The 25,110-nt window shown below is 62.9% G+C and carries 24 protein-coding genes and 1 pseudogene; 18 read left to right on the forward strand and 7 right to left on the reverse strand.

The window, feature by feature from the left end; translation table 11 throughout:
• Positions 1-95 precede the first annotated feature (95 nt).
• The 4 genes from QY049_RS24280 to fdhD form a co-directional block, all read right to left on the reverse strand.
• Complete coding sequence (locus QY049_RS24280) at positions 96-1,193, reverse strand: enolase C-terminal domain-like protein (protein WP_301270074.1); 1,098 nt, start codon at positions 1,191-1,193, stop codon at positions 96-98.
• Positions 1,190-2,965 (reverse strand): thiamine pyrophosphate-requiring protein, encoded by a 1,776-nt coding sequence (locus tag QY049_RS24285; RefSeq protein ID WP_301270000.1) that lies wholly within the window; start codon positions 2,963-2,965, stop codon positions 1,190-1,192. The genes QY049_RS24280 and QY049_RS24285 overlap by 4 nt, the downstream gene beginning before the upstream one ends.
• A 186-nt stretch (positions 2,966-3,151) precedes the next feature.
• Positions 3,152-3,520 carry a hypothetical protein gene (locus tag QY049_RS24290; protein ID WP_301270001.1) on the reverse strand — a complete coding sequence of 123 codons (369 nt, stop codon included), beginning with the start codon at positions 3,518-3,520 and terminating at the stop codon, positions 3,152-3,154.
• Positions 3,521-3,664: 144 nt separating this feature from the next.
• Positions 3,665-4,522: a formate dehydrogenase accessory sulfurtransferase FdhD gene (gene fdhD, locus QY049_RS24295; RefSeq protein WP_301270002.1), complete on the reverse strand. Its 858-nt coding sequence runs from the start codon at positions 4,520-4,522 to the stop codon at positions 3,665-3,667.
• 305 nt (positions 4,523-4,827) lie between these two features.
• Here fdhD and QY049_RS24300 point away from each other — a divergent pair, with 305 nt between their 5' ends.
• The 13 genes from QY049_RS24300 to QY049_RS24360 are packed head-to-tail and all read left to right on the forward strand — an operon-like array spanning position 4,828 to position 18,810.
• On the forward strand, positions 4,828-7,122 hold the full coding sequence (locus QY049_RS24300) for an FdhF/YdeP family oxidoreductase (protein WP_301270003.1): 2,295 nt from the start codon (positions 4,828-4,830) through the stop codon (positions 7,120-7,122).
• Between the two features lie 28 nt (positions 7,123-7,150).
• The gene (locus QY049_RS24305; protein WP_301270004.1) at positions 7,151-7,804 is read left to right on the forward strand and encodes a cytochrome c3 family protein; all 654 of its coding nucleotides are present in this window, start codon (positions 7,151-7,153) and stop codon (positions 7,802-7,804) included.
• The gene (locus tag QY049_RS24310) at positions 7,792-10,629 is read left to right on the forward strand and encodes a 4Fe-4S dicluster domain-containing protein (RefSeq protein ID WP_301270005.1); all 2,838 of its coding nucleotides are present in this window, start codon (positions 7,792-7,794) and stop codon (positions 10,627-10,629) included. Before QY049_RS24305 ends, QY049_RS24310 begins: the two co-directional genes overlap by 13 nt.
• Positions 10,630-10,631: 2 nt before the next feature.
• Entirely contained in the window at positions 10,632-11,999 is a 1,368-nt protein-coding gene (gene nrfD / locus QY049_RS24315) for an NrfD/PsrC family molybdoenzyme membrane anchor subunit (protein ID WP_301270006.1), read from the forward strand.
• Complete coding sequence (locus QY049_RS24320) at positions 11,996-12,514, forward strand: DUF3341 domain-containing protein (protein ID WP_301270007.1); 519 nt, start codon at positions 11,996-11,998, stop codon at positions 12,512-12,514. The genes nrfD and QY049_RS24320 overlap by 4 nt, the downstream gene beginning before the upstream one ends.
• Before the next feature lie 2 nt (positions 12,515-12,516).
• Entirely contained in the window at positions 12,517-13,041 is a 525-nt protein-coding gene (locus QY049_RS24325) for a cytochrome c (protein ID WP_301270075.1), read from the forward strand.
• On the forward strand, positions 13,038-14,108 hold the full coding sequence (locus QY049_RS24330) for a hypothetical protein (RefSeq protein ID WP_301270008.1): 1,071 nt from the start codon (positions 13,038-13,040) through the stop codon (positions 14,106-14,108). The genes QY049_RS24325 and QY049_RS24330 overlap by 4 nt, the downstream gene beginning before the upstream one ends.
• A complete protein-coding gene (locus tag QY049_RS24335) occupies positions 14,098-14,502 on the forward strand; it encodes a hypothetical protein (protein ID WP_301270009.1) in 405 nt (134 codons plus the stop codon). Before QY049_RS24330 ends, QY049_RS24335 begins: the two co-directional genes overlap by 11 nt.
• A complete protein-coding gene (locus QY049_RS24340) occupies positions 14,499-15,272 on the forward strand; it encodes an SCO family protein (RefSeq protein ID WP_301270010.1) in 774 nt (257 codons plus the stop codon). Before QY049_RS24335 ends, QY049_RS24340 begins: the two co-directional genes overlap by 4 nt.
• Entirely contained in the window at positions 15,269-16,210 is a 942-nt protein-coding gene (gene coxB, locus QY049_RS24345) for a cytochrome c oxidase subunit II (RefSeq protein WP_301270011.1), read from the forward strand. The genes QY049_RS24340 and coxB overlap by 4 nt, the downstream gene beginning before the upstream one ends.
• On the forward strand, positions 16,203-17,876 hold the full coding sequence (gene ctaD, locus QY049_RS24350) for a cytochrome c oxidase subunit I (protein WP_301270012.1): 1,674 nt from the start codon (positions 16,203-16,205) through the stop codon (positions 17,874-17,876). Before coxB ends, ctaD begins: the two co-directional genes overlap by 8 nt.
• Positions 17,873-18,517, forward strand: coding sequence for a cytochrome c oxidase subunit 3 family protein (locus tag QY049_RS24355; RefSeq protein ID WP_301270013.1), 645 nt, complete (start codon positions 17,873-17,875; stop codon positions 18,515-18,517). Before ctaD ends, QY049_RS24355 begins: the two co-directional genes overlap by 4 nt.
• Positions 18,514-18,810, forward strand: coding sequence for a cytochrome C oxidase subunit IV family protein (locus tag QY049_RS24360; RefSeq protein ID WP_301270014.1), 297 nt, complete (start codon positions 18,514-18,516; stop codon positions 18,808-18,810). Before QY049_RS24355 ends, QY049_RS24360 begins: the two co-directional genes overlap by 4 nt.
• A gap of 187 nt (positions 18,811-18,997) precedes the next feature.
• Here QY049_RS24360 and QY049_RS24365 read toward each other — a convergent pair whose 3' ends face one another.
• The gene (locus QY049_RS24365) at positions 18,998-19,711 is read right to left on the reverse strand and encodes a PRC-barrel domain-containing protein (RefSeq protein ID WP_301270015.1); all 714 of its coding nucleotides are present in this window, start codon (positions 19,709-19,711) and stop codon (positions 18,998-19,000) included.
• 353 nt (positions 19,712-20,064) lie between these two features.
• Here QY049_RS24365 and QY049_RS24370 point away from each other — a divergent pair, with 353 nt between their 5' ends.
• Positions 20,065-20,871 (forward strand): Crp/Fnr family transcriptional regulator, encoded by an 807-nt coding sequence (locus tag QY049_RS24370; protein ID WP_301270016.1) that lies wholly within the window; start codon positions 20,065-20,067, stop codon positions 20,869-20,871.
• Positions 20,872-21,179: 308 nt separating this feature from the next.
• Entirely contained in the window at positions 21,180-22,241 is a 1,062-nt protein-coding gene (cax, locus tag QY049_RS24375) for a calcium/proton exchanger (RefSeq protein WP_301270017.1), read from the forward strand.
• Between the two features lie 154 nt (positions 22,242-22,395).
• Here cax and QY049_RS24380 read toward each other — a convergent pair.
• Positions 22,396-22,554: pseudogene (locus QY049_RS24380) on the reverse strand (DUF1328 domain-containing protein).
• A 287-nt stretch (positions 22,555-22,841) separates the two neighbouring features.
• Here QY049_RS24380 and QY049_RS24385 point away from each other — a divergent pair.
• Entirely contained in the window at positions 22,842-23,213 is a 372-nt protein-coding gene (locus tag QY049_RS24385; RefSeq protein ID WP_301270018.1) for a hypothetical protein, read from the forward strand.
• A 36-nt stretch (positions 23,214-23,249) separates the two neighbouring features.
• On the opposite strand, the gene QY049_RS24390 is transcribed toward QY049_RS24385, so the two are convergent.
• A complete protein-coding gene (locus QY049_RS24390; protein WP_301270019.1) occupies positions 23,250-23,627 on the reverse strand; it encodes a response regulator in 378 nt (125 codons plus the stop codon).
• Between the two features lie 367 nt (positions 23,628-23,994).
• Here QY049_RS24390 and QY049_RS24395 point away from each other — a divergent pair, with 367 nt between their 5' ends.
• On the forward strand, positions 23,995-24,279 hold the full coding sequence (locus tag QY049_RS24395) for a BA14K family protein (protein WP_367401200.1): 285 nt from the start codon (positions 23,995-23,997) through the stop codon (positions 24,277-24,279).
• A gap of 69 nt (positions 24,280-24,348) precedes the next feature.
• Positions 24,349-25,095, forward strand: a complete 747-nt coding sequence (locus tag QY049_RS24400) for a PRC-barrel domain-containing protein (protein ID WP_301270021.1) — start codon at positions 24,349-24,351, stop codon at positions 25,093-25,095.
• Positions 25,096-25,110: the final 15 nt, after the last annotated feature.

A 25,110-nucleotide genomic window follows, 5' to 3' on the forward strand; every position in this document is an offset into this window, starting at 1 on the left:
CCGAACGAGCTGCGCAAAGCAGACCGGCCCGCTCCCGCCTCGCCTCACCCAACACGGCTTGGGAGACGCCACCTGTTCTCCCTCTTCTCAGCTGGTTAGATCGCATAGCGTGCAGCATCCGCATTCTTGAAGATCAGACCATTGCCTGGCCGCGACAGGTCGGGCTGGATGGCGCCATTGCGTGGAGTGGGCGCGCCATCGAAGAGCATTTGCTCGATCCGAACGTGGTCGTGAAACCATTCCAGATGCCGGAGCCGCGGCGCCGCGCAGGCGGCGTGAAGATGCAGAGTGGGTGCGCAATGGCCCGACAGGTCGATGTGGTGCGCGTCGCAAAGCGAAGCAATCTGCAAGAACCCCGTCACGCCGCCACACCGCGAAATATCCGCCTGCTGCACGTCGACGGCACCGGATCCGAGCATCACGCGAACATAGTCGGCTGTATATGCATACTCTCCTGCAGCAACGTCCATGCCCGCCGGGGCACGGGCACGGACCGCACGCAAGCCTTCAAGGTCGTCCGACGACACCGGCTCCTCGAACCATTTGACGCCGTGCTGTCCGAACACGTCGGCAAGTTGAAGCGCCTGCTTCACCGAATAGGCGCCGTTTGCATCGATGAACAGGGCGGCGCGCTCGCCGATCGCGCGGCTGACGACGCGTACCCGGTGCGGATCGAGATCGGGCTCTGAGCCCACTTTCATCTTGACGTGCTCGCAGCCGTCGTCGGAAACCCACCCGCCGAGCTGATCCGCCAGGTCGCTGTCGGAATAAGTCGTGAAGCCTCCGCTTCCATAGATCGGGACGGCCGTACGGTAGCTTCCGAGGAGCTGAACCAGCGGCACATCCAAGAGCCGCGCCTTCAGGTCGTACAGCGCCGTGTCGACGGCAGAGATTGCGGTCGCAGCAAGCCCTTCGCGGCCCAGATTGCGGACGGCGCGCTGCATCGCACTCCAGACTGCCTGAGGCGCCAACGCATCCTTCCCACGGACGATCGAGGTGAGCTTCTCTGCGATGAGCGCGACGATGCTCCGATCGGAATACGTGTACCCGATCCCGGACTTGTCACCGGCTGCAATCTCGACCAGCACCAGTGTTGTTGAATCCCAACTCATGGTCCCGTCCGCTTCGGGTCGATCGGTCGGGACCTCGAAGGCGCGCGCTTTCACCGCCTCGATCGCAACCTCGACCATTATCCTTTCCCCGGCAGTACGGTCGCAAACAATTCCTTGGCGCTGTTCTTGAGAACGCTCCCAAGCTCGGGCTCGGACGGAATCATACTGACGAAGTTTTTGGCATCCTTCAGGGTGATGTGCGGCGGCAAGGGGGGAACGTTGGGATCGGTGTATGCCTCGAGTACGACCGGACGATCGGCCGATAGCGCTTCGTCCCAGGCGGCACCCACACGTTCGGGATCGTCGACGAAGATGCCCTTGAGACCGATCAACTCGGCATAACGACGGTACGGAAAGTCCGGGATGCTCTGAGTCGATAGCGTCTTCCCTGCCCCGAGTTGGATCCGCTCCTCCCAAGTCACTTGATTGAGGTCGCGGTTATTGAGGACGAGGACGATCAGGCGAGGATTTGACCAGGTTTGCCAATACTTCGAGATCGTGATCAGGACGTTCAGTCCGTTCATTTGCATGGCGCCGTCGCCCATGCAGGCGATCACTGTCCTGTCCGGATAAGCCATTTTGCCAGCCAGGGCGTAGGGCGTCCCGGCACCCAGTGAAGCCAGGCCTCCGGACAACGAGGCTTTCATGCCCCGACGCATTTTTAGGTCGCGGGCATACCAATTGGCAACCGAGCCTGAATCTGCGGTGATGATCGCGTTCTCAGGCAGACGGGGCGAGAGCTCCCAGAATACGCGTTGCGGATTGAGCGGCTCCGCCGAATCCATGGCGCGCTTTTCAAGCGTCTGCCACCATTCTTGCACGCCCTCCTCGATTTCACCACGCCATGAAGATTTTTGTTTCTGCTGAAGATGCGGCAGCAGCGTCTGCAGCGCCAAGGAGCTGTCCCCGACGATGTTGACTTCCATGGGGTAACGCAGGCTCAACCTGGCGCCGTCGATATCGATCTGAACGCCGCGCGCCGCGCCCGGCTCCGGCAGAAACTCGCTGTATGGAAACGCAGAACCGACCATCAGGAACGTGTCGCAATTCTTCATAAGGTCCCAACTCGGCTTAGTGCCGAGCAGCCCGATGGAACCGGTTACAAAGGGGAGTTCGTCCGGGAGAGCTGCCTTTCCAAGGAGGGCTTTGGCCACCCCCGCCTGAAGGCGCTCGGCCACCGTGATGACCTCATCGGTCGCGTTCAAGGCGCCTGCGCCAACCAGCATCGCGACCTTCTTGCCGCTGTTCAGTACCTCGGCGGCGGCGCGCACCAGATCCTCGTCCGGTCGCCTTGCCGGCTCGGCATATCCGACACCCGTGTGGATCGCACCATGCGCGAGAGGCGGATCCTGGTAATCCAGTTCCTGAACGTCTTTCGGTAGGATCACGCAGGTAACGGCGCGCTTGTTGTGCGCAATGCGCACGGCCCGGTCGATCAGGTGACGCACCTGCTCGGGCACGCTTGCCTGTGCGACATACTCGGCAACATCCTGAAACAGGACCTGCAGATCGACTTCCTGCTGATAGCTCGCCCCGATTGCGCTTCTCGCCTGCTGCCCAACGAGCGCAACCACGGGAACGTGGTCCATCTTGGCGTCGTACAGACCGTTGAGAAGGTGAATTGCGCCGGGTCCCGAGGTCGCGTAGCAGAGGCCAACCTGCCCGGTAAACTTTGCGTGGGCCGAGGCCATGAAGGCTGCCATCTCTTCGTGGCGAACCTGCACGTAGTCGAACTTGTCTTTCGCGCCTTCAAGGGCGACGTCCAGGCCCCCTACTCCATCCCCCGGATACCCATAAACCCGGCGCAATCCCCATTCGGACAACCGGTGCCAAACGAATTCGCTGACATTCATTGGATTTTCTCGCGGTTCTTTCGCGCTCGACGTTGGAGCAACGGTCAGGCAACCAGAACGTTTCGGAGTTCGGTTGGCCATCACCTACGATGTGCGTACGCTCCCGTACGTCTCGCTTCGGCGGCACCAGACGAACATCGCAGGGCCTGCTTTTGAGAGCCGCGATGTTCGCCAAGGTGCGAGGATCTACTTGGAGTTGGCGCTGCTGTTTGAAGAGCTTGAGCCCGTCGTCCCCTGAGAGTTAGCTGAGGAGCCGGATCCTGTCGTGGTCGCGTTCATCGCTTCGAACACCGACATGCCATGAGGACCAATCGTCATCACCATGGGATTTCCGTCCTTGGTTTTGGCCTGCACGACGAAGGATTCGGCCACGACTTTGATGTCGGTGAAGCCTGCCTTCTTGAGATCGTCTTGAATTTCTTGTACCGCCGTGTTTTGGCCCGAGTTGGCGGTTGACTGCGTGGTACTTGTGGAATTCGAGCCACCCCCTTGCGCCAGTGCTGGAGTGGCGGCCATCGCGGCGAGCAGGAATCCCGCCAAAAGCGTCGTCTTCATCGCTGTCTCCTTTCAGTTTGGAAAGCCGAACATCACCACAGCGCTTGCCGGCTACAGACGTTCCGACCGAAACGGCGTGCGCGATCTGATGTCAGTACGAGACCGAACGAAGGCACGCTCCCGATTGCCCTCAAGAGCCGAAGTTCAGCGGGAAAGCATCTCAGGAGCTGACCGCTCGACCCCTGCGGAGACCAATTCTTTCGTTTCAAAGAGCAGCCGGCTTGTATGGCTGAATATCTCGTAACCATCGTCACGTGCGACGGCGACGAGCGTAACGCCCGCCCGCTCGGCGGTCTCGATCGCCAGCGAAGTCGGCGCTGACACGGCGACGAGAAGCGGCACGCCCATTCGCGCGGTTTTCTGCACAAGTTCGACGGAGACCCGACTGGTTATGAGGACGGCGCCCTGCGACGTCTCCAGGCCAGCTCTGGCTATCGCACCCGCGAGTTTGTCCAACGCGTTGTGGCGTCCGACGTCCTCCCTGACCAATCGAATGTCATCGCCGCCCCAGAACGCCGCTGCGTGCATCGCGCCCGTCGCCTGGTTATGTTGCTGGAGCGGCCGCAACGAGGCCATCGCCTTCAAAATGTCAAACGGGTGAAATCCAGCGGGGCTGACGACGCGCGCCGGGCGTGGGCAGGCCTGCTCCAAACTCTCGATTCCGCACAGGCCGCAGCCGACCGGCCCGACCATCGCCCTCCGCCTGTTGGCAAGGAGATCAGCGTGCGAGCCGCCGAGCCAGATCCGCAGTTCGCACCCCAGCTCGAGCTCGACGGTGTCGATGCTGAGGATGTCATCACAGTCGTCCACAATGCCTTCGCTTAAGGTAAAGCCGATACCGAAGTCTACGAGATCAACTGGCGAGGCCATCATTACTGCATAGGTCGATCCGTTGTAGGTGAGCGCTATCGGCCGCTCCTCTGCGACTCTGCGCGAAGACGGGATCGGATCGCGCCCTCGCCAGACCAGCTCTGGCTTCTCGAGTGTGCAGCGATCATCCATGGCCGGCTCCGAGATTAGCGTCTGGCAACCTCTGCCGGGCGCCCGGGTTCCTCGCTCCTATCGAACGAACTCGCCCAATCAACATCGCGCGAGTGCGCGATTTCCGGTACGGCAGCGGTCAAACTATCTGTCGCGAATGAGACGCGCCATCCGCCGTCCGATCGAAGACCTTGGTGTCGTTGCCCTTTTCCCGCAGCGCTCTCTCCGTTCTTCGAGTGGCAAGAAGGGCCGAGCCGAGGAACCGCCATCACGAACATACGTTGGCGATGCACCGGGCTGGCGGGTTCCCGAAGAGAAGCAAGATCATGGCGCGACCGAACAAGGCTGGCGACGACACTCCCAATACAGTTGAATACGATGGTCCAGCCGGCGGATGGGGCTCTCTCGAAGGGATTGCCCGGATATTCGGCAAAGAGTGGGATTCGCCGGCGGCGCTGAATACCCTTCGCCGGCAAAACAAGCCGAAAGGCTTCATGTGCGTTTCCTGCTCGTGGGCGAAGCCGGCCGATTACCACACGTTCGAATTCTGCGAGAACGGCGCCAAGGCGACCCTTTGGGAGTTGACCTCACGCCGCTGCACGCCGGAGTTCTTCGCCGAACACACAATCAGCGACCTGCTCGCCTGGAGCGATTACGACCTCGAGCAGCAGGGCCGCCTGACGCATCCGCTGCGCTACGATAGCGCGACTGACACATACGTCGCCTGTTCCTGGGATGAAGCCTTTCAGGCGATCGGGACGCAATTGAAAGTGCTCGATCCCAAGTCGGTGGTGTTCTATTCGTCGGGCCGCGCCAGCCTGGAAACCTCCTATCTCTACGCCCTGTTCGCGCGCGTCTACGGCAACAACAACCTGCCGGACAGTTCGAACATGTGCCACGAGACGACGTCGGTTGCGCTCAAGAAGCTGATCGGCGCCGGGGTCGGGACCGTGGTGTTCGACGACCTCAGCAATTGCGATGCGATGTTCTTCTTTGGACAGAACACCGGATCGAACAGCCCGCGCTTCCTGCATCCGCTCCAGGACGCGGCCAAGCGCGGCGTGAAGATCATCACCTTCAATCCCGTTCGCGAGAGGAGCCTGGAATTCTTCGTCAATCCGCAAAACCCGACCGAAATGCTGACGGGCAAGAGCACCCAGATCAGCAGCCAGTACCACCAAGTGAAAGTCGGTGGCGACATCGCGGTCATCGTCGGCATCTGCAAGCACGTCTTCGCCGCTGACGATGCGGCCAAGCAGCAAGGCAAGCGCGTCATCGATGCGCCCTTCGTCGAACAGCATACACACGGCTTCGAGCAGTTCGAGGCCAAGATCCGTGCGACGCCGTGGAGCGAGATCGAAGCCGCCTCCGCTCTCAGCCGGGAGGTGATCGAGGGAGCCGCCCAAGTCTATGTCGAGGCCGACCGCGTCATCGGGATCTACGGCATGGGGCTGACCCAGCACGTGCACGGCTTCCAGAACGTCGGCATGCTGGTCAACATGCTGCTGCTGAAAGGTAATATCGGCCGCAACGGCACCGGGATCTCGCCGGTGCGCGGGCATTCGAACGTGCAGGGCCAGCGCACCGTCGGCATCTCGGAAAAGCCCGAACTGGTGCCGCTCGACAAATACGCCAAGCAGTTCGGGTTCGAACCGCCGCGCGACAAGGGCATGAACACGGTGGAGACCTGCGAGGGCGTACTCGCCGGCAAGGTCAAGGCCTTCGTCGGCTTGGGCGGCAACTTCGTGCGCGCGATTCCCGAACGCGCCAAGATGGAGCAGGCTTGGCGCGACCTCGAGCTGACGGTGCAGATCGCAACCAAGCTCAACCGCAGTCACCTGATCCATGGCAAGGCCGCCTATCTGCTGCCGTGCCTCGGTCGCACCGAGGAAGACATCCAGGCGAGCGGGCAGCAAGCCGTCACCATGGAGGACACGTTCAGCTGCATCCAGGGCTCGATCGGGCTGCGCAAGCCGGCGAGCGAGCATCTCAGATCCGAAGTTGCGATCGTCGCGGGTCTCGCCAAGGCGACGCTGCGGCCCTACCCGAAATTGACATGGGATGCGTGGGTCGGCAATTACGACCTGATCCGCAACGAGATCGCCGAAACCTATCCGGACGAATTCCACGATTTCAACGCGCGGATGTTCACGCCTGGCGGCTTCTACCGTGGCAACTTGGCCCGCGAACGGATCTGGAAGACCGCAAGCGGCAAGGCCGAGTTCACCGTGCCGGACACGCTGACCTCGACCGGTTTTTCCGATGCGCCCGGCCGCTTCCGCCTGCTGACCATGCGAAGCAACGACCAGTTCAACACGACCATCTACGGCTACAGCGACCGCCTGCGCGGCATCGAGGGTACGCGGGACGTGCTCCTGATGAATCCGGACGAGATCGCGCGCGCCGGTCTGCAGGACGGCCAGATGGTCTCGCTCGTCAGCGACGCCGAGGACGGCGTCTCGCGCGTAGTGGGACCCCTCAAGGTGACCCCGTTCAAACTGCCGGACGGCTGCGTCGGCGCTTACTACCCGGAAATGAATCCGCTGATCCCGCTGTCCCACCACGACAAGCACTCCAAGACGCCGGCGGCAAAATCGGTCCCGGTTCGCATTCGCGCGTGACGGCACGGCTACGGCAGGGGGCCGACGGATGCAGCTTTTTCGTCCCGGCGCGAACACGATCGCCACCCTGGTGATCGCGGCGATTGGAGCAACTCCGGTGCTGTCCGTCGGACTGTCCTATCAACTGATGCGCTCGCCCTACGTCACCGACCAGAACGTCACGCGGAACCAGCCCGTGCCGTTCAGCCACGAGCATCATGTCTCAGGGCTCGGGCTCGACTGCCGCTACTGTCACACCTCGGTCGAAAAGGCGCGCTTTGCGGGCATGCCGCCGACCGAGACCTGCATGACCTGCCATTCGCAGATCTGGACCAACGCGCAGATGCTGGCGCCGGTGCGCGAGAGTCTCGCCAAAGGCCAGCCGATCGCATGGACGCGCGTCCACCGGCTGCCGGATTACGTCTATTTCGATCATTCGGTTCACGTCGCCAAGGGCGTCGGCTGCACCACCTGCCATGGCGAGGTCGGACAGATGCGGCTGATGCGGCAGGCGGCGCCGCTCACGATGCAATGGTGCCTCGACTGCCACCGCAACCCCGCACCGCATTTGCGTCCCGCCGAGGCGGTGTTCGACCCCAACTGGCACGCACCGAAGGACCAGGCCGAGGCCGGCGCGAAGCTCGCCGCGACCTATCACATCCACACGGATCATTTGAAGGACTGCACGATATGCCACCGCTGACCGAATTGCCGACGCGGCCGCAGCCGGCGCGGCGCAGCAAGCTCAACCGGCGCCAGGCCCTCAGCCTGCTGGCGACCGGCATGGCCAGCAGCCTCGCGGCCTGCAGCAAGCCGGACCAGCAGATCCTGCCCTATGTCCGGATGCCGGAGCGGATCGTTCCCGGCGAACCATTGAAATTCGCGACGACGCTCGGACTTGCCGGAATAGGGCGCGGCGTCATCGTCACCGCGATCGACGGCCGGCCGATCAAGGTGGAAGGAAATCCGCGCCATCCCGGCAGTCTCGGCGCCACCGACGTGTTCGCCGAGGCCGCCGTGCTCTCGCTCTACGATCCGGACCGCTCGCGCACTATCCTGCACGAGGGCGCCATTAGTTCGCGCGAAGCGTTGCAGGGCGCGCTGGCGAGCCAGCTCGCCGACGCCCGCAATCGTCAGGGTGACGGCCTGCGCCTGTTGACCAGCCGCACCACGTCGCCGACCGTGCTCCGCCAGATCGATGGCCTGCTCCAGGCGTTCCCCGCCGCAGCGTGGCACGCCTACGATCCGACCGACGACGACAACGCGCGCCAGGGCAGCGAGCTCGCCCATGGCCGGCCCCTTCACGGCGTCGCCGATCTCGCCAAGGCGCGCGTGATCGTCGCGCTGGATGCCGACCCGATCGGACACGGGCCCGACCAGATCCGGCAGGGCCGCGGCTTCGCCATGGGCCGAAGCGATGCCAACAGCTTCTCGCGTCTCTATTGCCTCGAGAGCGGCTTGACGCTGACGGGGGCCAAGGCCGACGAGCGGCTGGCGCTGCGACCCGAGGCCATCGAACGCTTCGCGATGAGCCTCGCGGGAGAGCTTGGTGCAGCTCAAGGGACGACGGAGCTCCCCGAGCACGAGCGCGCGCTGCTGCGCAAAATTTCGGCGGACCTCAGCGCCCACAAGGGCGCAGTGCTCGTCATGGCGGGATCGACCCTGCCGAAGGAGGTCCATGCGCTGGTTCACTGGATCAACGCAAAGATCAATGCGCCGGTCCGTCTCATCGAGCCGATCGATCGCACGCCGTCGGGCAAGCAGGCCGCCACGCTCGAACAGCTCGCGGGCGATCTCGCGGCGGGCCGCGTGCGCCAGCTTGTCATCGTCGGCGCGAACCCTGTCTATGATGCGCCGGCCGATCTGCAGTTCGGCGCGCGGCTGCAGCAAGCGCCGTTCCGTTTGCATATGGGCGAGTATGTCGACGAGACGGCGGCACTCGCAACCTGGCATGTGCCGCAGCATCATCCGCTCGAAGCCTGGTCGGATCTGCGCGCCAGCGATGGCACCGCGAGCATCGTCCAGCCGCTGATCAGGCCGCTCTACGCCAGCCATGGCGTTCACGAGCTGCTGGCGTGGCTCGCCGGACAGCAGGATGCAAGCGCGTATGATCTGGTGCGGCAGACCTGGCAGAGCGCGGCCACCGGCAATTTCGAGGCGTGGTGGCAGCAGGCGCTGCACGACGGCGTCATTGCCGGCACCAGCGCCGCCGCCGCTACCCCGGCTGCGCGGCAACTACCGCCGATGCCGGGCGGCGAAGCACAGGACGCACACGCCGGCGACATCACACTGGTCCTGCGCCCCGATCCCTGCCTGTGGGACGGCTCCTTTGCCAACAATGCGTGGCTGCAGGAATGCCCCAAGCCGCTGACCAAGCAGGTCTGGGGCAATGCGCTTGCACTGCATCCCGACGACGCGGCGAGACTCGGCGTTGCCTCGGGCGATATCGTCACGATCGGCGCCGGCGATCAAACGCTCGACGTGCCGGTTCTGACCGAGCCGGGGTCCGCCGCCGGGATCGGCACGCTCACACTCGGCGCGGGCCGGCACAGCGCAGGCGCGATCGGTGACGGTGTCGGCGCCAATGCATTTGCGCTGCGAACCGGAGAGCATCGCTGGCGCATTCCGAGCGTCTCGATCAAGCCGACCGGGCGGCGGGAGCCAATCCTCGCCACGCAAAACGTGGTGCGGACCCCGGGCGATGTCCGCGAACTCTATCCGCTGTACCAGCTCGGCCATACGCCGGCCGCGGCAGCCTCGGACGCCACGCCGAGCCTGATGCCGAGCACCGTCCAGTCGAGCGACGGCCATGCCTGGGCCATGGTGATCGACACGTCGGTTTGCATCGGCTGCAATGCCTGCGTGGTGTCGTGCCAGGCCGAGAACAACGTTCCGGTCGTGGGACCGGAGCAGATCGCGATGGGACGCGACATGCACTGGATGCGCGTCGATGTCTACGATCACGGCGCGGCGAACGGGATGCTGCTCGGCTTCCAGCCGGTCCCCTGCATGCACTGCGAGCATGCGCCGTGCGAGCCGGTCTGCCCGGTCGCGGCCTCCGTGCACGATCACGAGGGCCTCAACGGGCAGGTCTACAATCGCTGCATCGGGACCCGCTTCTGCGAGGCGAATTGCCCGTACAAGGTCCGGCGCTTCAATTTCTTCGGCTACGCCGACGGCGAGGAGTACGCCAATCTCGGCGCGGACTCCTATCGCGGGCAGAAGAATCCGGAAGTGACCGTTCGCGCCCGCGGCGTGATGGAAAAGTGCACGTATTGCGTCCAGCGGATCAGCGGCGCGCGGCGCAGCGCGGAGCGCGACAATCGTACGCTCGGTCCCGACGAGGTGCGTACCGCCTGCCAGAACGCCTGCCCGACGCGCGCCATCAGCTTTGGCGACCTCAACCACACCGATGCCGAGATCAATCGCGATAAGGCCGATCCGCGCCACTATGCCCTGCTCGGGCATCTCGGCACGCGGCCGCGGACCACTTATCTGGCCGACCTGCGCAATCCCGCGGAGGAGTAGACATGAGCCAAGTCCTCGTGCCGCAACAGCCGCCCGCGCATCGCTGGATTTCGGCGGAGCGCGCCGACGACGTCGCGATCACCCAGGCCATCGCTGACCCCCTGTTCACCGGGTTCGGCAAACGGTGGTGGCTCGCGCTGCTCGCCACCGCGCCGTTCGTGCTCTGGCTGCTGGTCGCGATCGTCTGGCTGTTCTACCGCGGCATCGGCATCTGGGGCGTCAACTCCACCATCGTGTGGGGCGTGGCCATCGCCAATTACGTCTGGTGGATCGGCATCGGCAACGCCGGCACGCTGATTTCGGCGATGCTGCTGCTGACCAGGCAGCGATGGCGAGCCTCGATCAACCGCTTTGCGGAAGCCATGACGCTATTCGCGGTCGCGATCGCCGGGCTGATGCCGATCATTCATCTCGGCCGGCCGATCTATGCCTACTGGCTCGCGCCCTATCCGAACACGATGGCGCTGTGGCCGCAATGGCGCAGCGCGCTGGTCTGGGACTTCTGGGCCATCGTCAGCTATCTGCTGTTCTCGATCCTGTTCTGGTACGTCAGCCTGATCCCCGACCTCGCCACCCTGCGCGACCGCGCGCCGCGGCGAGGGGCCCAGCTCGTCTACGGCGCATTCGCGCTGGGCTGGCGCGGCTCGGCGCGGGAATGGTCGCGGCTCCAGACGCTGCACAGCACGATGGCGGCGCTCGGCGTGCCGCTGGTCTGTTCGGTCCATTCGATCGTCGGCCTCGATTTCGCCGCGAGCCTCATGCCCGGCTGGCAGGAGAGCATCTTCCCGCCCTATTTCGTGGTCGGCGCAATGTATTCCGGCTTCGCGATGGTCGTCGTGCTCGCAGCGGGGATCCGATGGGGGCTCGGCCTCCAGGCCATCATTACGCCCCGGCATTTCGACGCGATGGCCCGCATCCTGTTGATGGCCTCCATCGTGATGTTCTATTCCTATGCGACCGAGTGGTTCATGTGCTGGTATGGCGGCGAGCATGCCGACCGCGCCGTTGTGCGCTTCGAGTTCACCGGCACCTACGCACCGCTGTACTGGGCGCTCCTGACCTGCAACTGCCTCGTGCCTCAGCTCCTGTGGTGGCCGTTCGCGCGACGTTCGTTGCCGGTGCTCATTCTTGTCGCCATCGCGATCAACATCGGAATGTGGCTCGAGCGTATCCTCATCGTCTGGAATACGCTGTCGCACGACTACATGCCTTCGCTATGGCGCAGTTTCCATTTTACCTTCTGGGACTGGAGCTTCCTGATCGCGCCACTCGGCTTCTTTGCCTTCCTGTTCCTGCTCTTCATGCGGCTGATCCCGAGCGTGTCGATGTTCGACATGCGCGAACTCGCCCACGAGGAGGCCGCCGCATGACCGCGACGCTGGTAGCGCAGTTCCTCGACGCCGAAACGCTGCAAGCGGCTTTGCGGCGCGTGAAGAGCACGGGCCATGCCGCATTGGACGCCTTCACGCCCTACCCGATCGAGGGGCTGGCGGAGCAGCTCGGCCTCGATCGCTCGCGGATAAGGGTGGCGATGCTGATCGGCGGCCTCGCGACCGCGGCTTTCGCGTTCGGTCTGCAATGGTACAGCGCCGTGATCGACTATCCGATCGACAGTGGGGGGCGGCCGCTCAATTCCTGGCAGGTGTTCCTGCTCGTCCCCTTCGAGGTCGGCGTCTTTGCCGCCGCCCTCACCGGCGTGATCGCCTTCCTCCGGTCGTGCCGACTGCCGCGGCTGCACGATGCCCTGTTCGAGATCCCGGGCTTCGAGCGCGCGACCCAGGACCGCTACATCCTGGTCGCCGCGTCGGATACCGATCCCAGTGATTTGCGGACGGTGCTCACCGAAGCCGGCGCGGTCGTGGTGACGGAGCTGCGCGCGCCATGACGATCCGTCGGCTGCTCTGTTTGATGATGCTTCCGGCCGCGCTCGGCGGCTGCGGCGACCACTCGATGACGCAGCAGAATCGCTACGGCACATTCGCGAAGGCGGCGCTGTTCAGGGACGGCACCGAGGCCCAGGTCCCGCCGCAGGGCGCGGTGGCGCAGGGTGAGCTCGATCGCGCGCGGCAGGTCGCGACGCCGCCGCCGGTCGACATGGCGCTGCTGGCGCGCGGCCGCGAGCGGTTCGGGATCTACTGCTCGCCCTGTCACGGGCTCTCCGGCCACGGTGACGGCATGATCGTGCAGCGCGGCTTTCCCGCCCCGCCCTCGTTTCATTCGAGCCGGCTGCGCGCCGCCGACGCCAGGCACTTCTTCGACGTGGTCACCAACGGGTACGGCGCGATGTATTCCTATGCCGCCCGCGTCGAGCCGCGCGATCGGTGGGCCATCATCGCCTATATCCGCGCGCTTCAGCAGTCGCAGCGGACCGACGTGGCCGAGGTCCCGCAGCTGAGGAGCAAGCTGCCATGATTGCGGCATCGCATCGACAGACTCTGTCTGCGTTCAGCAACCGGTATGCGGCGGCCGGGCTTGCGCTGCTGACGCTCACGGCCGCGCTGGTGCTCGTTCTCGGGCGGCTCGATGTTGATCCGGCGCTGCTGCAAGGCTGGCTGCTGGCGTTCGCGATCTGGAGCTGCGTCCCGGTCGGCAGCATGAACTTGCTGCTCATCCACCGGCTAACCGGCGGAACCTGGGCCATTGCCGCTGCACCGGTCCTGCGTCCGCTCGCCGCCATGATGCCGCTCGTTGCCATCGCCTTCGTCCCGGTGCTCGCTACCCTGCCGTCGATCTATCCCTGGGCTGCGAATCCCGGCGAGATAAAACCGGATGTCGCGGTCTGGTATCTGAGTCAGGCGTCCTTCATCCTGCGCGCGGTGGTCACCCTGGCAGGATGGTCGGTTCTGGCAGTGATCTTTGCATCCGGCCTCGGCGGCAGGCTATTGGCCGGGCTCGGCCTCGCCTTCTTCGGGCTCACTATCAGCATGGTCGCGGTCGACTGGTTCCTGTCGGTCGAGCCGCATTACGTGTCCACCGACTTCGCGTCGATGATCGCGATCCAGCAGTTGCTGGCGGCGCTCGCCGTGCTTGGCGTCGTCGGGATAGCCAATGTCGCAGGCCGGGCGAGGAGCGACATCGGCAAGCTGCTGATGGCCACGCTGCTGGGCGTCGTCTATCTCACCTATATGACGTTCGTGGTCGCCTGGTATGGCGATCTGCCGCACAAGGCGGCATGGTTCCTCAAGCGCGGCACCGACACATGGGCCGCGGTGCTGGTCGCAACCTTGGTCATCGGCGCGGTTCTGCCGTTCACGATGCTTCTGCTCGCGGGCGTACGCGCCAGCCGTGCCGGCCTGCGTGCCGTCGGTGGTCTCCTGCTGCTCGGGACCGGCCTGCACTTCGCCTGGCTGATCCTGCCGGCATTCGAACGGCAGGCAGCCGCTGCCCTCGCCGGCCTTGGTTCGCTCGTCATCCTGACCGCGTCTTCAGCGCTGTTCGGTCGAGGCCTCGCGTTCGGAGGCGGGCGCCATGCCGGTTGAAGAGATGGGACATCGCGCGCTGCCGCAGCCGGCCGACGTCGACAACCGCGTCGTGCTGGCGGTCGTCGGCGGCTTCCTGCTGTTCGTGGCAGCCGCGATTGCAGGCATCCTGCTGTTCCTGAACGCGCAGGTGCCGGGCGCCTTCTTGCCGCGCGTGGAGCGGCGGTTTCCGGCGCCGGCGTTGCAGACATCCCCGCAGGCTGACCTCGCGCGCTTCGAGGCCGCGCAGCAGGCCCGGCTCTCCGGCTATGCCTGGGTCGATCGCGACCACAACCAGGCGCGCATCCCGATCGATCAGGCGATGCAGCTCGTCGCCGGCCGTGGCCCGCATGCCTATGATGCGATCGGGGATCACGACGCTCAAACGGTCCCCGGCGACGGAGGCAAGCCATGAGGCGGGCTCTCCTCGTTCTGTCGCTTGTGCTGTGGCCAGCGCTCGCGCGGGCCGGATTGACCGAGCAGGAGATCGGGCGCGTCGCCCTCGATCCGCCAGCCGATGCGCATGTCCCGCTCGCCTTGCGGTTCACCGGTCTCGACGGCCGTCCCGTGTCGATCGGCGATGCGATCGCCGGGCGTCCGACGCTGCTGATCCCGGCCGACTTCACCTGCCGGCAGATCTGCGGGCCGGCGCTGACGATCGCCAGCTCTGCCTTGCAGCAGACCGGCCTCGCTGCGGGACGCGACTACAGCATCGTCATCGTCGGGATCGATCCGCGCGACAGCCGCGATGACGCGCGGCGCTTCACGGAGGGACAGATCGGCCAGGCCGGGACATCAGTCCTGACCGGATCGCAAGACAACGTCCAGATGCTGCTCGACAGCATCGGTTATCGTACCGCGTTCGACCGCAGCCGCGACGCCGTCGCGCATCCGGCGGCGTTCGTCACGCTCGCACCGGACGGCCGCGTCGTCCGCTCGCTCTCCAGCCTCGCGCTGCAGCCCGCCGATCTGCGCCTTGCGCTGCTCGAGGCCGGCGACGGCCGCATCGGCGGACTCCCCGGCCGGATCGCGCTGCTGTGCTATGGCTTCGATGCGGTGCACGGCATCTATACCAGCAGGATCGCCGCGATCCTGCAGCTTCTCGGCGCCGCAACAATCGCCGCGATGGCGGGGCTGATCGGGCTGTTGCTGTTGCGCGGCAAACGACGCGGAGCTTCGGCATGAACTCGCTGTTCAGCCTGCCAGAGGCCAGCACGCACGCCGTCACGGTCGATCACATCTTCTACCTCCTGCTGGCGCTGTCCGGTGCGACCGTCGTGCTGGTGTTCGGGCTGATCCTGCTGTTCGCCGTGCGCTACCGGCGCGGATCGAAGGCCAAGCGCGGTCCGATGCCAGAGATTCTGAATCGCGAGTTCGAGATCGGCTGGACGCTCGCCACGCTCCTCACCTTCATATTCCTGTTCTGGTGGGCCTCCTCCGCCGACCTCAGCAGCCTCGCCGCGCCGCCGCACGCGCTCGAGATCCACGTGGTCGCCAAGCAGTGGATGTGGAAGACGCAGCACGCGAACGGGGCCCGCGAGATCAACGCGCTGCACGTGCCGCTGCACCAGCCGGTGCATCTGCTAATGAGTTCGCAAGACGTGATCCATTCCTTCTTCGTGCCGGCGTTCCGCGTCAAGCAGGACGTGGTGCCCGGCCGGGACACCGACATCTGGTTCGAGGCGAGCAAAGCCGGCACCTTCCCGCTGCTCTGCGCCGAATATTGCGGCACCAACCATTCGGCGATGCGCGGCGAGATCGTCGTCATGCGGCCGGAGGATTATGCTAAATGGCTGACCCGCCAGCCCGAAGGCGACGACCTCGCCCATGAAGGCGCCAAGCTGTTCGTCTCGCAGGGCTGCTCGGGCTGTCACGCCGCCTCCTCCAACGTTCACGCGCCGCGGCTTGCCGGCCTCTATGGCCGCGCGGTCCAGCTCGCCGACGGGCGCACCGTCACCGCCGACGATGCCTATCTCCGCGACTCCATCCTGCAACCGAAGCGCGACGTCGTCGCCGGCTTCGCGCCGATCATGCCGAGCTTCAAGGGGCTGCTCGACGACGGCGAGATCCAGAGCCTGACCGCCTATATCCGCTCGCTCGGGGAGGAGCCGCCCAATGACTGATTCCCTGCTCGCCGGAGAGCTGCCGCTGCCGCCGCGCCCGGATTACCTGCGCCACGGATCGACGGTGTGGTCCTGGCTTTCCACCACCGACCACAAGCGCATCGCGATCCTCTACGCGGTGACCATCACCATCTTCTTCTTCCTCGGTGGCGTGGCGATCACCGCCGTGCGGCTCGAGCTGTTCCAGCCCAACGGATGGTTGTTGACCTCGGACACCTACAACAAGTTGTTCTCGTTCCACGGGATCATCATGGTCTGGTTCTTCCTCGTGCCATCGATCCCCAACACATTCGGCAACTTCCTGCTGCCGCTGATGATCGGGGCGCCGGACGTCGCCTTCCCGCGCCTCAATCTGTTCAGCTGGTACCTGACCATCGCGGCCGGCGCGTTCACCGTCTATGCCCTCGTCGCCGGCGGCGTCGACACCGGCTGGACGTTCTACACGCCCTATTCCTCGATGTTCTCCAACACCCACGTGTTCGCCGCCGCGGCCGGCGTGTTCGTGGTCGGCTTCGCCAGCATCGCCACCGGCGTCAACTTCATCGCGACCACCCACATGCTGCGCGCCCCGGGCATGACCTGGTTCCGGCTGCCGCTGTTCGTTTGGGCGATCTACGCGACGTCGCTGATCATGGTGCTCGCGACGCCCGTGCTCGCGATCTCGCTGCTGCTGGTGATCGCCGAGCGGGTGTTCGGCCTGCCGATTTTCGATCCCGCGCGCGGCGGCGATCCGATCCTGTTCCAGCACCTGTTCTGGTTCTACTCGCACCCGGCGGTCTACATTATGGTGCTGCCGGCCATGGGCGTGGTGTCCGAGATCATCCCCTGTTTCGCGCGGCGGCGGATCTTCGGCTATGACTTCATGGTCTATGCCATGCTCGCGATCGCCGGCATCGGCTTCTTCGTCTGGGGACACCACATGTTCGTCTCCGGCCAGTCGCCGCTCGCCAGCCTTGTGTTCTCGTTCCTCTCCTTCATCATCGCGGTGCCGTCGGCGATCAAGGTGTTCAACTGGACGGCCTCGCTCTATCGCGGGCAGATCAGCTTCGAATCCCCGATGCTGTACGCGCTCGGCTTCGTTGGATTGTTCACCACCGGCGGTCTCTCCGGGCTGTTCCTCGCCTCGATCCCGGTCGACGTCCACGTCACCGACACCTATTTCGTGGTCGCCCATTTCCACTACATCATGGTCGGCGGCTCTGTTTCCGCCTTTTTTGCCGCCCTGCACTTCTGGTGGCCGAAGGTGACGGGCCGGCTCTATCCGGAGAGCTGGGCGAAGTTCGCCGCCATTCTCATGTATGCCGGCTTCAATATGACGTTCCTGCCTCAATTCTTCGCCGGTTATCTCGGCATGCCCAGGCGCTATCACACCTATCCGGCGGAGTTTCAGATCTACAACGTGATGTCGTCGGCCGGCGCGGCGGTGCTCGCGCTCGCCTACTTGCTGCCGCTCGGCTATTTGACCTGGTCGCTCTTCTACGGGGGAAAAGCCGCCAGGAATCCGTGGGGCGCCACCGGCCTCGAATGGACCACGAGTTCGCCGCCGCCGCCCAAGAATTTCGACCGGCAGCCTCGCGTCGACCGTGCGCCCTATGACTACCACGCCGAAGGCATGTCCGCCGGTACCGACCCTCCGGAAATGCAGAACGCGAGAGAAACGCGATGAGCGACGAAAGTGCACTGCTGAGAGAACCCTGGATCGATTTCGGCCGGCAGCGTGAGGCGGGCAAGTTCGGCATCTGGGTATTCCTGGCCAGCGAAACGCTGTTCTTTGGTGCCTTGTTGCTAACCTATACCGTGTGCCGGATCGAGCACCCGGACGCGTTCGCGGCCGCCGGCCGCGAAACCAATGTCTGGTACGGTACGATCAATACCGCCGTGCTGTTGACCAGCAGCCTGACGATGGCGGTCGCCGCGCAAGCGGCTGAGGAGTCTGCGCGATTGCGGCGGATTGTCCTCGCGGGCCTCGTGCTCACCGCGATGCTGGGTCTCGCGTTCATCGTCATCAAGGGCTTCGAATACAAGGAGGACATTGACAAGCACCTCGTGCCAGGAGCCGGGTTTGCGTTGCCTCAGCCCGGGGCCCAATTGTTTTACGGATTTTATTGGCTGGTCACGGGTGTGCACGCGATCCACCTGTCGATCGGCCTTGCCCTGGTAAGCCGCTTGATCTGGGTGATCTATCGGCGCGAACTACCTACGAAAGACAATCCCGAAATTGAGGTAATGGCCCTGTATTGGCACCTGGTCGATATTGTATGGATTTTCCTCTACCCTCTCATCTACTTGCCGGGACGAGCATCATGAGCGGGCGAGGCGCATCAGGTTCCGTCCGTCGCCTCTGGGTGAGAAACCTGCTGATCTGGGCCGCGCTACTCCTACTTCTGCTGCTGAGCCTTGTTGCGGCCTACATCCCCATGGGCCGAATTACCACTGCAAGCGGCATCGTCATTGCCGGGACAAAGTCGGCGCTGGTCGTCCTGCTTTTTATGGAACTTGCTTCAGCGAAGCCGTTGATCCGCCTCGCGGCGATATCGGGGTTGATCTTTCTGATCGCGATGTTCGCGTTGACCTTCGCCGACGTTCTCGCACGACCCTGAGCACATGCACCCACTCGGTGAGCAACTACTACCGCTGGTCGGACCAAGACGCTCTGATGCAGCCACGTCCACAGGCAGATTCGAGGAAAAGGAGGACTTTCCGCTGTGAAGGACGTGACTGCACCAGTTCGCTCCGGGCTAATCTGCATAGACGCGCGGCGCAGGACGCTACCCAGATTCAATACCCTCACGAATTTTGAAACTCCTTCATGTCGAGCCGCAGGCCGGCTTTGCTTGCCTGATCTGCCGTGACGTAAGGCAGGCCATAGTAGCTAAGTTTCGGGCTCCATCGCCCGGTTTCACCTGGGTAAGGAAAGGCGTAGGTCCCTCCGCCGGCAGACGCTTCGCAGGATATCACGACTGCCGCAAGCTTGCCGCCGCTGTCGAAAACCAGATCGGAGATATAGCCATAGCCTTGCCCAGCCTGCAGCCGCGCGTAGTCGCCGATGACTTTCGAAATCGAAAACTCGTGCGGCTCCGGCTGCGCCTGGCTGGGATCGACAAACAGGCCGTAATCTCGCGACCTCAAATCGGAGAAGTCGGCAACGATAGCTCCTTCGTGAAGCGGCATCATCACTCGCTTGAAGGGAATCCGCGAGATGAACTCGGGCTCGTCCTTTGTTCTAAAGCCTTCAACCAGAAACGAAACAATCTGCCCGTCGTCCGCAAGGATCATGTTCCGGACGGCTCCCAAATACTCGCCTTTCAAGGAAAACACCGCACTGCCAAGCAAGCGAGAGGCACGGTATCCATCGTAAACCGTTCTGGAGAACTGTGGGGAATGTGCTGATTGTTCTGTCGCAACCGGCGTTGCCGTCTCGGACCACGCAGCGACCGGCAGAACCGAGCTTGAAATTGTGCCTATGAGAATTGCGAGGGCGATCCTGCTCTTTACCCGCATTCCATTGCTCCTGCGATAGGGATTGTTCTGGCATCTTCATCTCATAATCGCTTCCTGTGCCTAGAGTTCGAGGTCGCCTCAACAACGGTCCGCTTCCGTGCCAAGCTAAGCGGGAAGCGCATCATGATTTTGCCGAGCAGTTGCGAAGGCGGCGACAGAATGAGCGGCCCCAGTCAAGCCTGCGTCGGCTCGCTTCTTGCTCCAGTGTTGCGCACGCGCCGCCGATGAGGCCGTAGAGCGAGGCGATCGAAGGTCGCTGTCAGGTTTCTCCTGACACATGGCACCTTTAGCCCGACTGTGATCGGAAGGCCGCGCACCCACATCTCAACAAATGGCCCTTCACGGAGGTTGATATGTTGAGGAATGAAATCGCATGCACCCGTTCGTTTTCTCTCCGCCCGCTTCCACTCGATCCAGCGCAGGGGAGAAAAGAACCGCCGCGCCACTTCGCCAATGATCTGATCCGGCGCCTACCAGACCCATCACGCTCTCTGCTCGTTGGTCGCTGCGACGATGTGAGATTGAAACCGAGGCAAATGTTGCAAGAGCGCAATCTTCCATTGCGGTACGCATATTTTCCAGAACAAGGCGCCGCCTCGCTGACGGCCACGGCCGGGAACTGCTTGCCGGTCGAGATACAGACCGTCGGAGCAAAGGACTTTATCGGCATCCCCCTGATCCTTGGCATGCGAGTTTCCCCTCACCGCTGCATGGTTCAGGTACCCGGCAGGGCCCTTCGGATCGAAGCCGAAGCGCTGATCGAGTTGATCAAGAGCGACGTCGAAATCGAGAAACTACTCCTGCGATACGTCCAGGCTACCCTGATCCACAGTTCCCAGCTCGCCGCATGCAACTCGCGTCACAGCTTGCAACAACGACTGGCTCGGTGGCTGCTCATCGCGGAGGACAAATTGTCATCTCACGAAATCCCACTCACGCATCGATGCATGGCACAAGCCCTAGGTGTTCGGCGCGCCGGCATCACCACGACTATGGGCGACCTGGAAGCGCGAGGCATTATCAAGCAAGGTCGCGCTCAGATCGAACTTCTTGATAAGGCTCGTCTTGAGGAACTGTCATGCAACTGCCATCGGGTGATACTAACGGCACATAAAAATTCTCTCGATGCGACCAATCCTTGGCGGGCAATCAATGCGTGACCTCGAGCCGCGATGCGGATGGTCGCCTTCGAACACCTTGATTCGCTGTATTGTCCGGATACGTACCAACATCGCTCCGGCCCAGCGAACGGAACGCACGTCATCTCGTTGATCTCTTCGAACTGCCTGCAGATTGACCGCGGAGAGCCTTGCGTCGATCAGTTGCAATCCGTCGACGGCGCTCCGTCGAGCCCGCCTAACTGTAAATCGAACAACCGCCAATTTTGGAGAGCGGCCAGGAGCCAGTCACCCGCTTGCCGCCCCCCATCGCCTCGAGGAAAAATAGTGCCTTCGGGAAATACGGCGCCATGGCCCGACTTGCGCCCCTGGTGTTCGTGCTTTTCACGCCGATCGGCGAGTACGTTTTCCATCTTTCGCCGATCTGGATCTTCGGGTCCGGCGTTCTTGCTATAGCCGTGCTCGCGGAATGGATCCGCGTAGCAACAGACCAGCTTTCCTCCCATACCGGCCCTGCAGTGGGCGGCCTTCTGACGGTCAGCCTGGGAAGCCTGGCAGAACTCATTCTTGCGCTGTTCGTTCTCGCTGGGGGGCAGGTGGAGGTTGTCCACGCCCAGATCACCGGATCCATTGCAGCAACCTGCTTGCTGGGGCTCGGGCTGGCCATCGTCACCGGCGGGTTTAATCGCGAGCGTCAAAGTTTCGCCGAAGCGCGCGCTGGATTGTTGTCGAGCATGCTCGTCCTGTCCGTGATCGCTCTGCTCCTGCCGGCCGTATTCGACTACACGGGCCGTAGCGTCCGTCATATCAACGACGTGAGCGCCTCGGACGAACTGCTTAGCCTGGCTGTGTCCGTCGTCCTGCTGATACTTTACTCCGGAAATCTCGTCTTCACGCTAATCACTCACCGGAACGTCTTCGCGACCAATGAGGAGCCTCCTACCACATCTGCGTGGTCCGTAACCGCCTGTTTGATTGTCTTGCTGGCATGCACCGGCGCGGCGGCCCTGCAGAGCGAATTTGTCTCCGGCGCGCTGACGGAGGCGGCCAAATCCACTGGCGTGACGCCACTTTTTCTCGGCGTAGTCGTACTTGCGCTCGTCGGCACCAGTTCGGACATATTTGCGGCTGTCTGGTTTGCTCGACGCGACCAAATGGGTCTCGTGATGACGCTCTGCATCGGTTCAGCGATCCAAATTGCGCTCGTCGTAGCTCCGCTTCTTGTCATTTTCTCCTGGTTGATCGGGAAGCCGATGACCCTGGTGTTTCAGAACCCCGTCGACCTGTTTTCGATCGCGGGCACTGCGTTCATCGTCAATTCAATCACGAGAGACGCCGAGACCACCTGGTTCGAAGGCCTGCTGCTAATCGGCGTCTATATCGTTTTAGCGCTTGCGTACTACTTCTCTTGAATTTCAAACGGAGACAATCTTGATGGCGGCAGCTCGCTAGTCCAGCAGCCGCGAACTGCTCTCTGGCACCCGCACGCAATGCCGGCCCAGCGCCCTCTTCCGCTCATTGGCGATGAGGAGTGCCTTCGATGAGGAGTGCCTTCGCTCGTATCACCTATAGAATGACTTCCCCTGCCAAGACGGCTATGATGACGAAAACCACGAAGATCGCCACAGCCGCGAAAAACAGTCACTTAGCAATCGTGGATGCACCGGCAGCGATGCCGCTGAAGCCGAGCAATCCGGCTACGATCAATATGACAAAAAAGATCAACGCCCATCAGCATGCCAAGCTCCCACAGCTTATGAGGTAACCCGAGTATGTGGAAGCCACCTCCAAAGTGCCACTGGCGACAATCGTCGTCGGGTTTTGGCATCGCACAGCCGCACCGGAAAATTACGTCGCGGTTGGGCTGCGGCTTGCCCCCCCGCGACTTGCACCGGTTCAGTCGGGCTCGAATGTTGGTTCGCGACCGGACCATCATCGAGCCTCGATGTCTCTTGTGGCGGACAATGCGCGTTATATTCCACTTGATTTCAACGAGCGAAGCGAGATCTCGCATGCATCTTCGTTCGGCTTGCCTTCTTCCCTTGCTTGGCCTCGCCGCCACACTCGTGCTCGGCACGACTCCAGCGGTCGCACTCGAATGCCCTGTATACCATCCGAGCGACACCGACGCCGCAATCAAGGAAACGAGAGCTCAAACGGAAAGCTTCTCAGCGATGCTTACGGCGCGTGGCGATCGTGCGACACACAGCATTGTCAACAGCGTACGTATGGCTCATCCGAATGCGTCAGCAGCAGAGATCACCAATTTCGTATTGACGCTCTACTGTCCTTTGGTGCGGCACAACGCAGCTTTGTCCGAGGATCAGAAGCGTGCGCGCCTCAAGTCTTTTTCGGCTGACCTCATGAAGCAAGTGTCGCGGTAACGTTGCCGCAGACGCTACGGGCCGCCGTTGCAGCAACTACTGACCAACGCCGTACCCGCTCCGCGGCGAGCCGTGCACAAGCGCATGGTGACACAAGCGATCAACCACGTCGCAAATTGGAATCGGCTTTTCAAGCACGTACTGGGCAAATCGGCTGGGCATGACTTCGCGGCTGTATCCCGTGTGAATCAGAAAGGTAATGTTTCTTTGCAAAAGGAAATCTGCGAATTCAAACGATGCCCGCGCACGGAGGCCGATATCAAGAAGCGCTGCGTCGATAGCTGCGCTACTCGCTACGTGAAAAGCAGGACTGACCTCGGCAAACGGGCCAATCGGTTCATGACCGCTGCGCCGGATCTCGGCCATGAGATCGTCGGCGACAAGGTATTCGTCTTCGATTATGGCTATTCGCATTGGGCCTCCAATGACCTCCCGGCAAGCCCTGCGAGATTTTTCTTATAGTATCGATGATCCCGCGGCGATCAACCCGGAGACGGATCGTAGAGCACGTAAATTGGTCCGCTGCCGCACGGGGGGCAGCAGCGCTTTAGTCGGGGGGATGCGCCTTCCTTACGAAACAGGCGCCCCGGCGAGGAGGTACAGATCTGTACCAACTGTTTCTGCAACGGCACCGCTGCTCGTGCATTTCCTTTAAGCAATGCAATAGCGAGGAGATGAGCTTATGAAGACAAGCAGATGGCACGTTGCGGGGGCAGTAATGGCACTCGCGATTCCGTTCGGAACGGCTGCGCAAGCCGCACCGATGTTGGCTCCGAGCGGGATGGCCCAGAAACAGGCGGGCCTGGTGGACGTTCAATGGAGGCACGGCCGTGACCATGGTTGGCATCGTCATCACTGGCATGACGGATACCGGCACCGCTATAGCCGCGGCTGGGGTCCCGCGTTAGGTGGCTTCGTAGCCGGTGCGGCGATTGGAAGCGCAGTCGCCAACAGCCGGGCGCAAGCTGCCGAGAACGACGCCTACTGCTCCCAGCGATACAAGTCGTACGATCCAAGCTCCGGGACTTACATGGGCTACGACGGCATGCGGCATCCATGTCCGTGAACTAAACGGGTTCTGCCGGCGCCAGCCTTTGAGAACGCCTTTTCAAACTCAAGCAAAGGAGATTTACACATGAAAGCCACTTCATTCTTGGCGGCGGCTGCTCTTGTTGGCGCGTCATCGCTTGCAATGGCGCAAAGCGCTCCGCAAACCGGCCGTGTGGACCATAGTGCCGCGCAGACCTCGGACCGGAACCAGTCGGCCGACCAACGCGCTGAAAGCAGCATGACAAACAAGGCGGTCGGCAAGGCTGACGCGGCCCAGTCCGACACTCGTCAGGCGGGCGTTCGGCAGCAGATGGTCAACGATCTGCAACAGGCTGGTTTCACCGACGTCAAGCTACGGCCGCAGTCGTTCCTTGTGGAAGCTAAAGATCGGTCAGGAAATCCGGTGACGATGTTCGTTGGTCCGAATACTTTCGCCGAGGTGAAAACGGTCGGCGCCAATGCACAGAAGAGTTCTTCGAACAATTCACCCAGCAACAGCGCCAACGTTACTTCGGATCGTCCCGGCGGAGCCTTCACGTCGGTGCCGCCGAAGGACGGTCTGAGCTCGCAACTGATGGGCCTACAGGTGTACAACGACTCCAAGCAAGACATTGGCACGATCAAGGACGTGGCCCTAAACGAGAACGGCATCGACGGCTACATTCTCTCGGTGGGAGGGTTCCTGGGCATCGGCGACCACTACGTTGCAGTGCGGCCTTCGGCAATCAATCTGAAGTTCGATCACGCGGCCAACAAGTGGACCGCGACCATGGACACCACGGCCGACCAGTTGAAGTCGGCGCCTGAATTCAAGTATCCCAGCAACGGCTAATTTTCCGAGGCAGGA

The sequence above is a fragment of the Bradyrhizobium sp. WYCCWR 13022 genome (genome assembly GCF_030435535.1).
Classification (GTDB): Bacteria; Pseudomonadota; Alphaproteobacteria; order Rhizobiales; family Xanthobacteraceae; genus Bradyrhizobium.

Bases quoted from the DNA above. Each gene is read 5' to 3' on its own strand.
- QY049_RS24365 (WP_301270015.1), bottom strand. From the start codon at position 19,711: ATGCGGGTAAAGAGCAGGATCGCCCTCGCAATTCTCATAGGCACAATT.
- nrfD (WP_301270006.1), top strand. From the start codon at position 10,632: ATGAGCCAAGTCCTCGTGCCGCAACAGCCGCCCGCGCATCGCTGGATT.
- ctaD (WP_301270012.1), top strand. From the start codon at position 16,203: ATGACTGATTCCCTGCTCGCCGGAGAGCTGCCGCTGCCGCCGCGCCCG.
- QY049_RS24290 (WP_301270001.1), bottom strand. From the start codon at position 3,520: ATGAAGACGACGCTTTTGGCGGGATTCCTGCTCGCCGCGATGGCCGCC.
- QY049_RS24330 (WP_301270008.1), top strand. From the start codon at position 13,038: ATGATTGCGGCATCGCATCGACAGACTCTGTCTGCGTTCAGCAACCGG.
- QY049_RS24395 (WP_367401200.1), top strand. From the start codon at position 23,995: ATGGCCCAGAAACAGGCGGGCCTGGTGGACGTTCAATGGAGGCACGGC.
- QY049_RS24400 (WP_301270021.1), top strand. From the start codon at position 24,349: ATGAAAGCCACTTCATTCTTGGCGGCGGCTGCTCTTGTTGGCGCGTCA.
- coxB (WP_301270011.1), top strand. From the start codon at position 15,269: ATGAACTCGCTGTTCAGCCTGCCAGAGGCCAGCACGCACGCCGTCACG.
- QY049_RS24310 (WP_301270005.1), top strand. From the start codon at position 7,792: ATGCCACCGCTGACCGAATTGCCGACGCGGCCGCAGCCGGCGCGGCGC.
- QY049_RS24390 (WP_301270019.1), bottom strand. From the start codon at position 23,627: ATGCGAATAGCCATAATCGAAGACGAATACCTTGTCGCCGACGATCTC.
- QY049_RS24300 (WP_301270003.1), top strand. From the start codon at position 4,828: ATGGCGCGACCGAACAAGGCTGGCGACGACACTCCCAATACAGTTGAA.
- QY049_RS24370 (WP_301270016.1), top strand. From the start codon at position 20,065: ATGTTGAGGAATGAAATCGCATGCACCCGTTCGTTTTCTCTCCGCCCG.
- QY049_RS24335 (WP_301270009.1), top strand. From the start codon at position 14,098: ATGCCGGTTGAAGAGATGGGACATCGCGCGCTGCCGCAGCCGGCCGAC.
- QY049_RS24320 (WP_301270007.1), top strand. From the start codon at position 11,996: ATGACCGCGACGCTGGTAGCGCAGTTCCTCGACGCCGAAACGCTGCAA.
- fdhD (WP_301270002.1), bottom strand. From the start codon at position 4,522: ATGGATGATCGCTGCACACTCGAGAAGCCAGAGCTGGTCTGGCGAGGG.
- QY049_RS24285 (WP_301270000.1), bottom strand. From the start codon at position 2,965: ATGAATGTCAGCGAATTCGTTTGGCACCGGTTGTCCGAATGGGGATTG.
- cax (WP_301270017.1), top strand. From the start codon at position 21,180: ATGGCCCGACTTGCGCCCCTGGTGTTCGTGCTTTTCACGCCGATCGGC.
- QY049_RS24385 (WP_301270018.1), top strand. From the start codon at position 22,842: ATGCATCTTCGTTCGGCTTGCCTTCTTCCCTTGCTTGGCCTCGCCGCC.
- QY049_RS24355 (WP_301270013.1), top strand. From the start codon at position 17,873: ATGAGCGACGAAAGTGCACTGCTGAGAGAACCCTGGATCGATTTCGGC.
- QY049_RS24305 (WP_301270004.1), top strand. From the start codon at position 7,151: ATGCAGCTTTTTCGTCCCGGCGCGAACACGATCGCCACCCTGGTGATC.
- QY049_RS24360 (WP_301270014.1), top strand. From the start codon at position 18,514: ATGAGCGGGCGAGGCGCATCAGGTTCCGTCCGTCGCCTCTGGGTGAGA.
- QY049_RS24340 (WP_301270010.1), top strand. From the start codon at position 14,499: ATGAGGCGGGCTCTCCTCGTTCTGTCGCTTGTGCTGTGGCCAGCGCTC.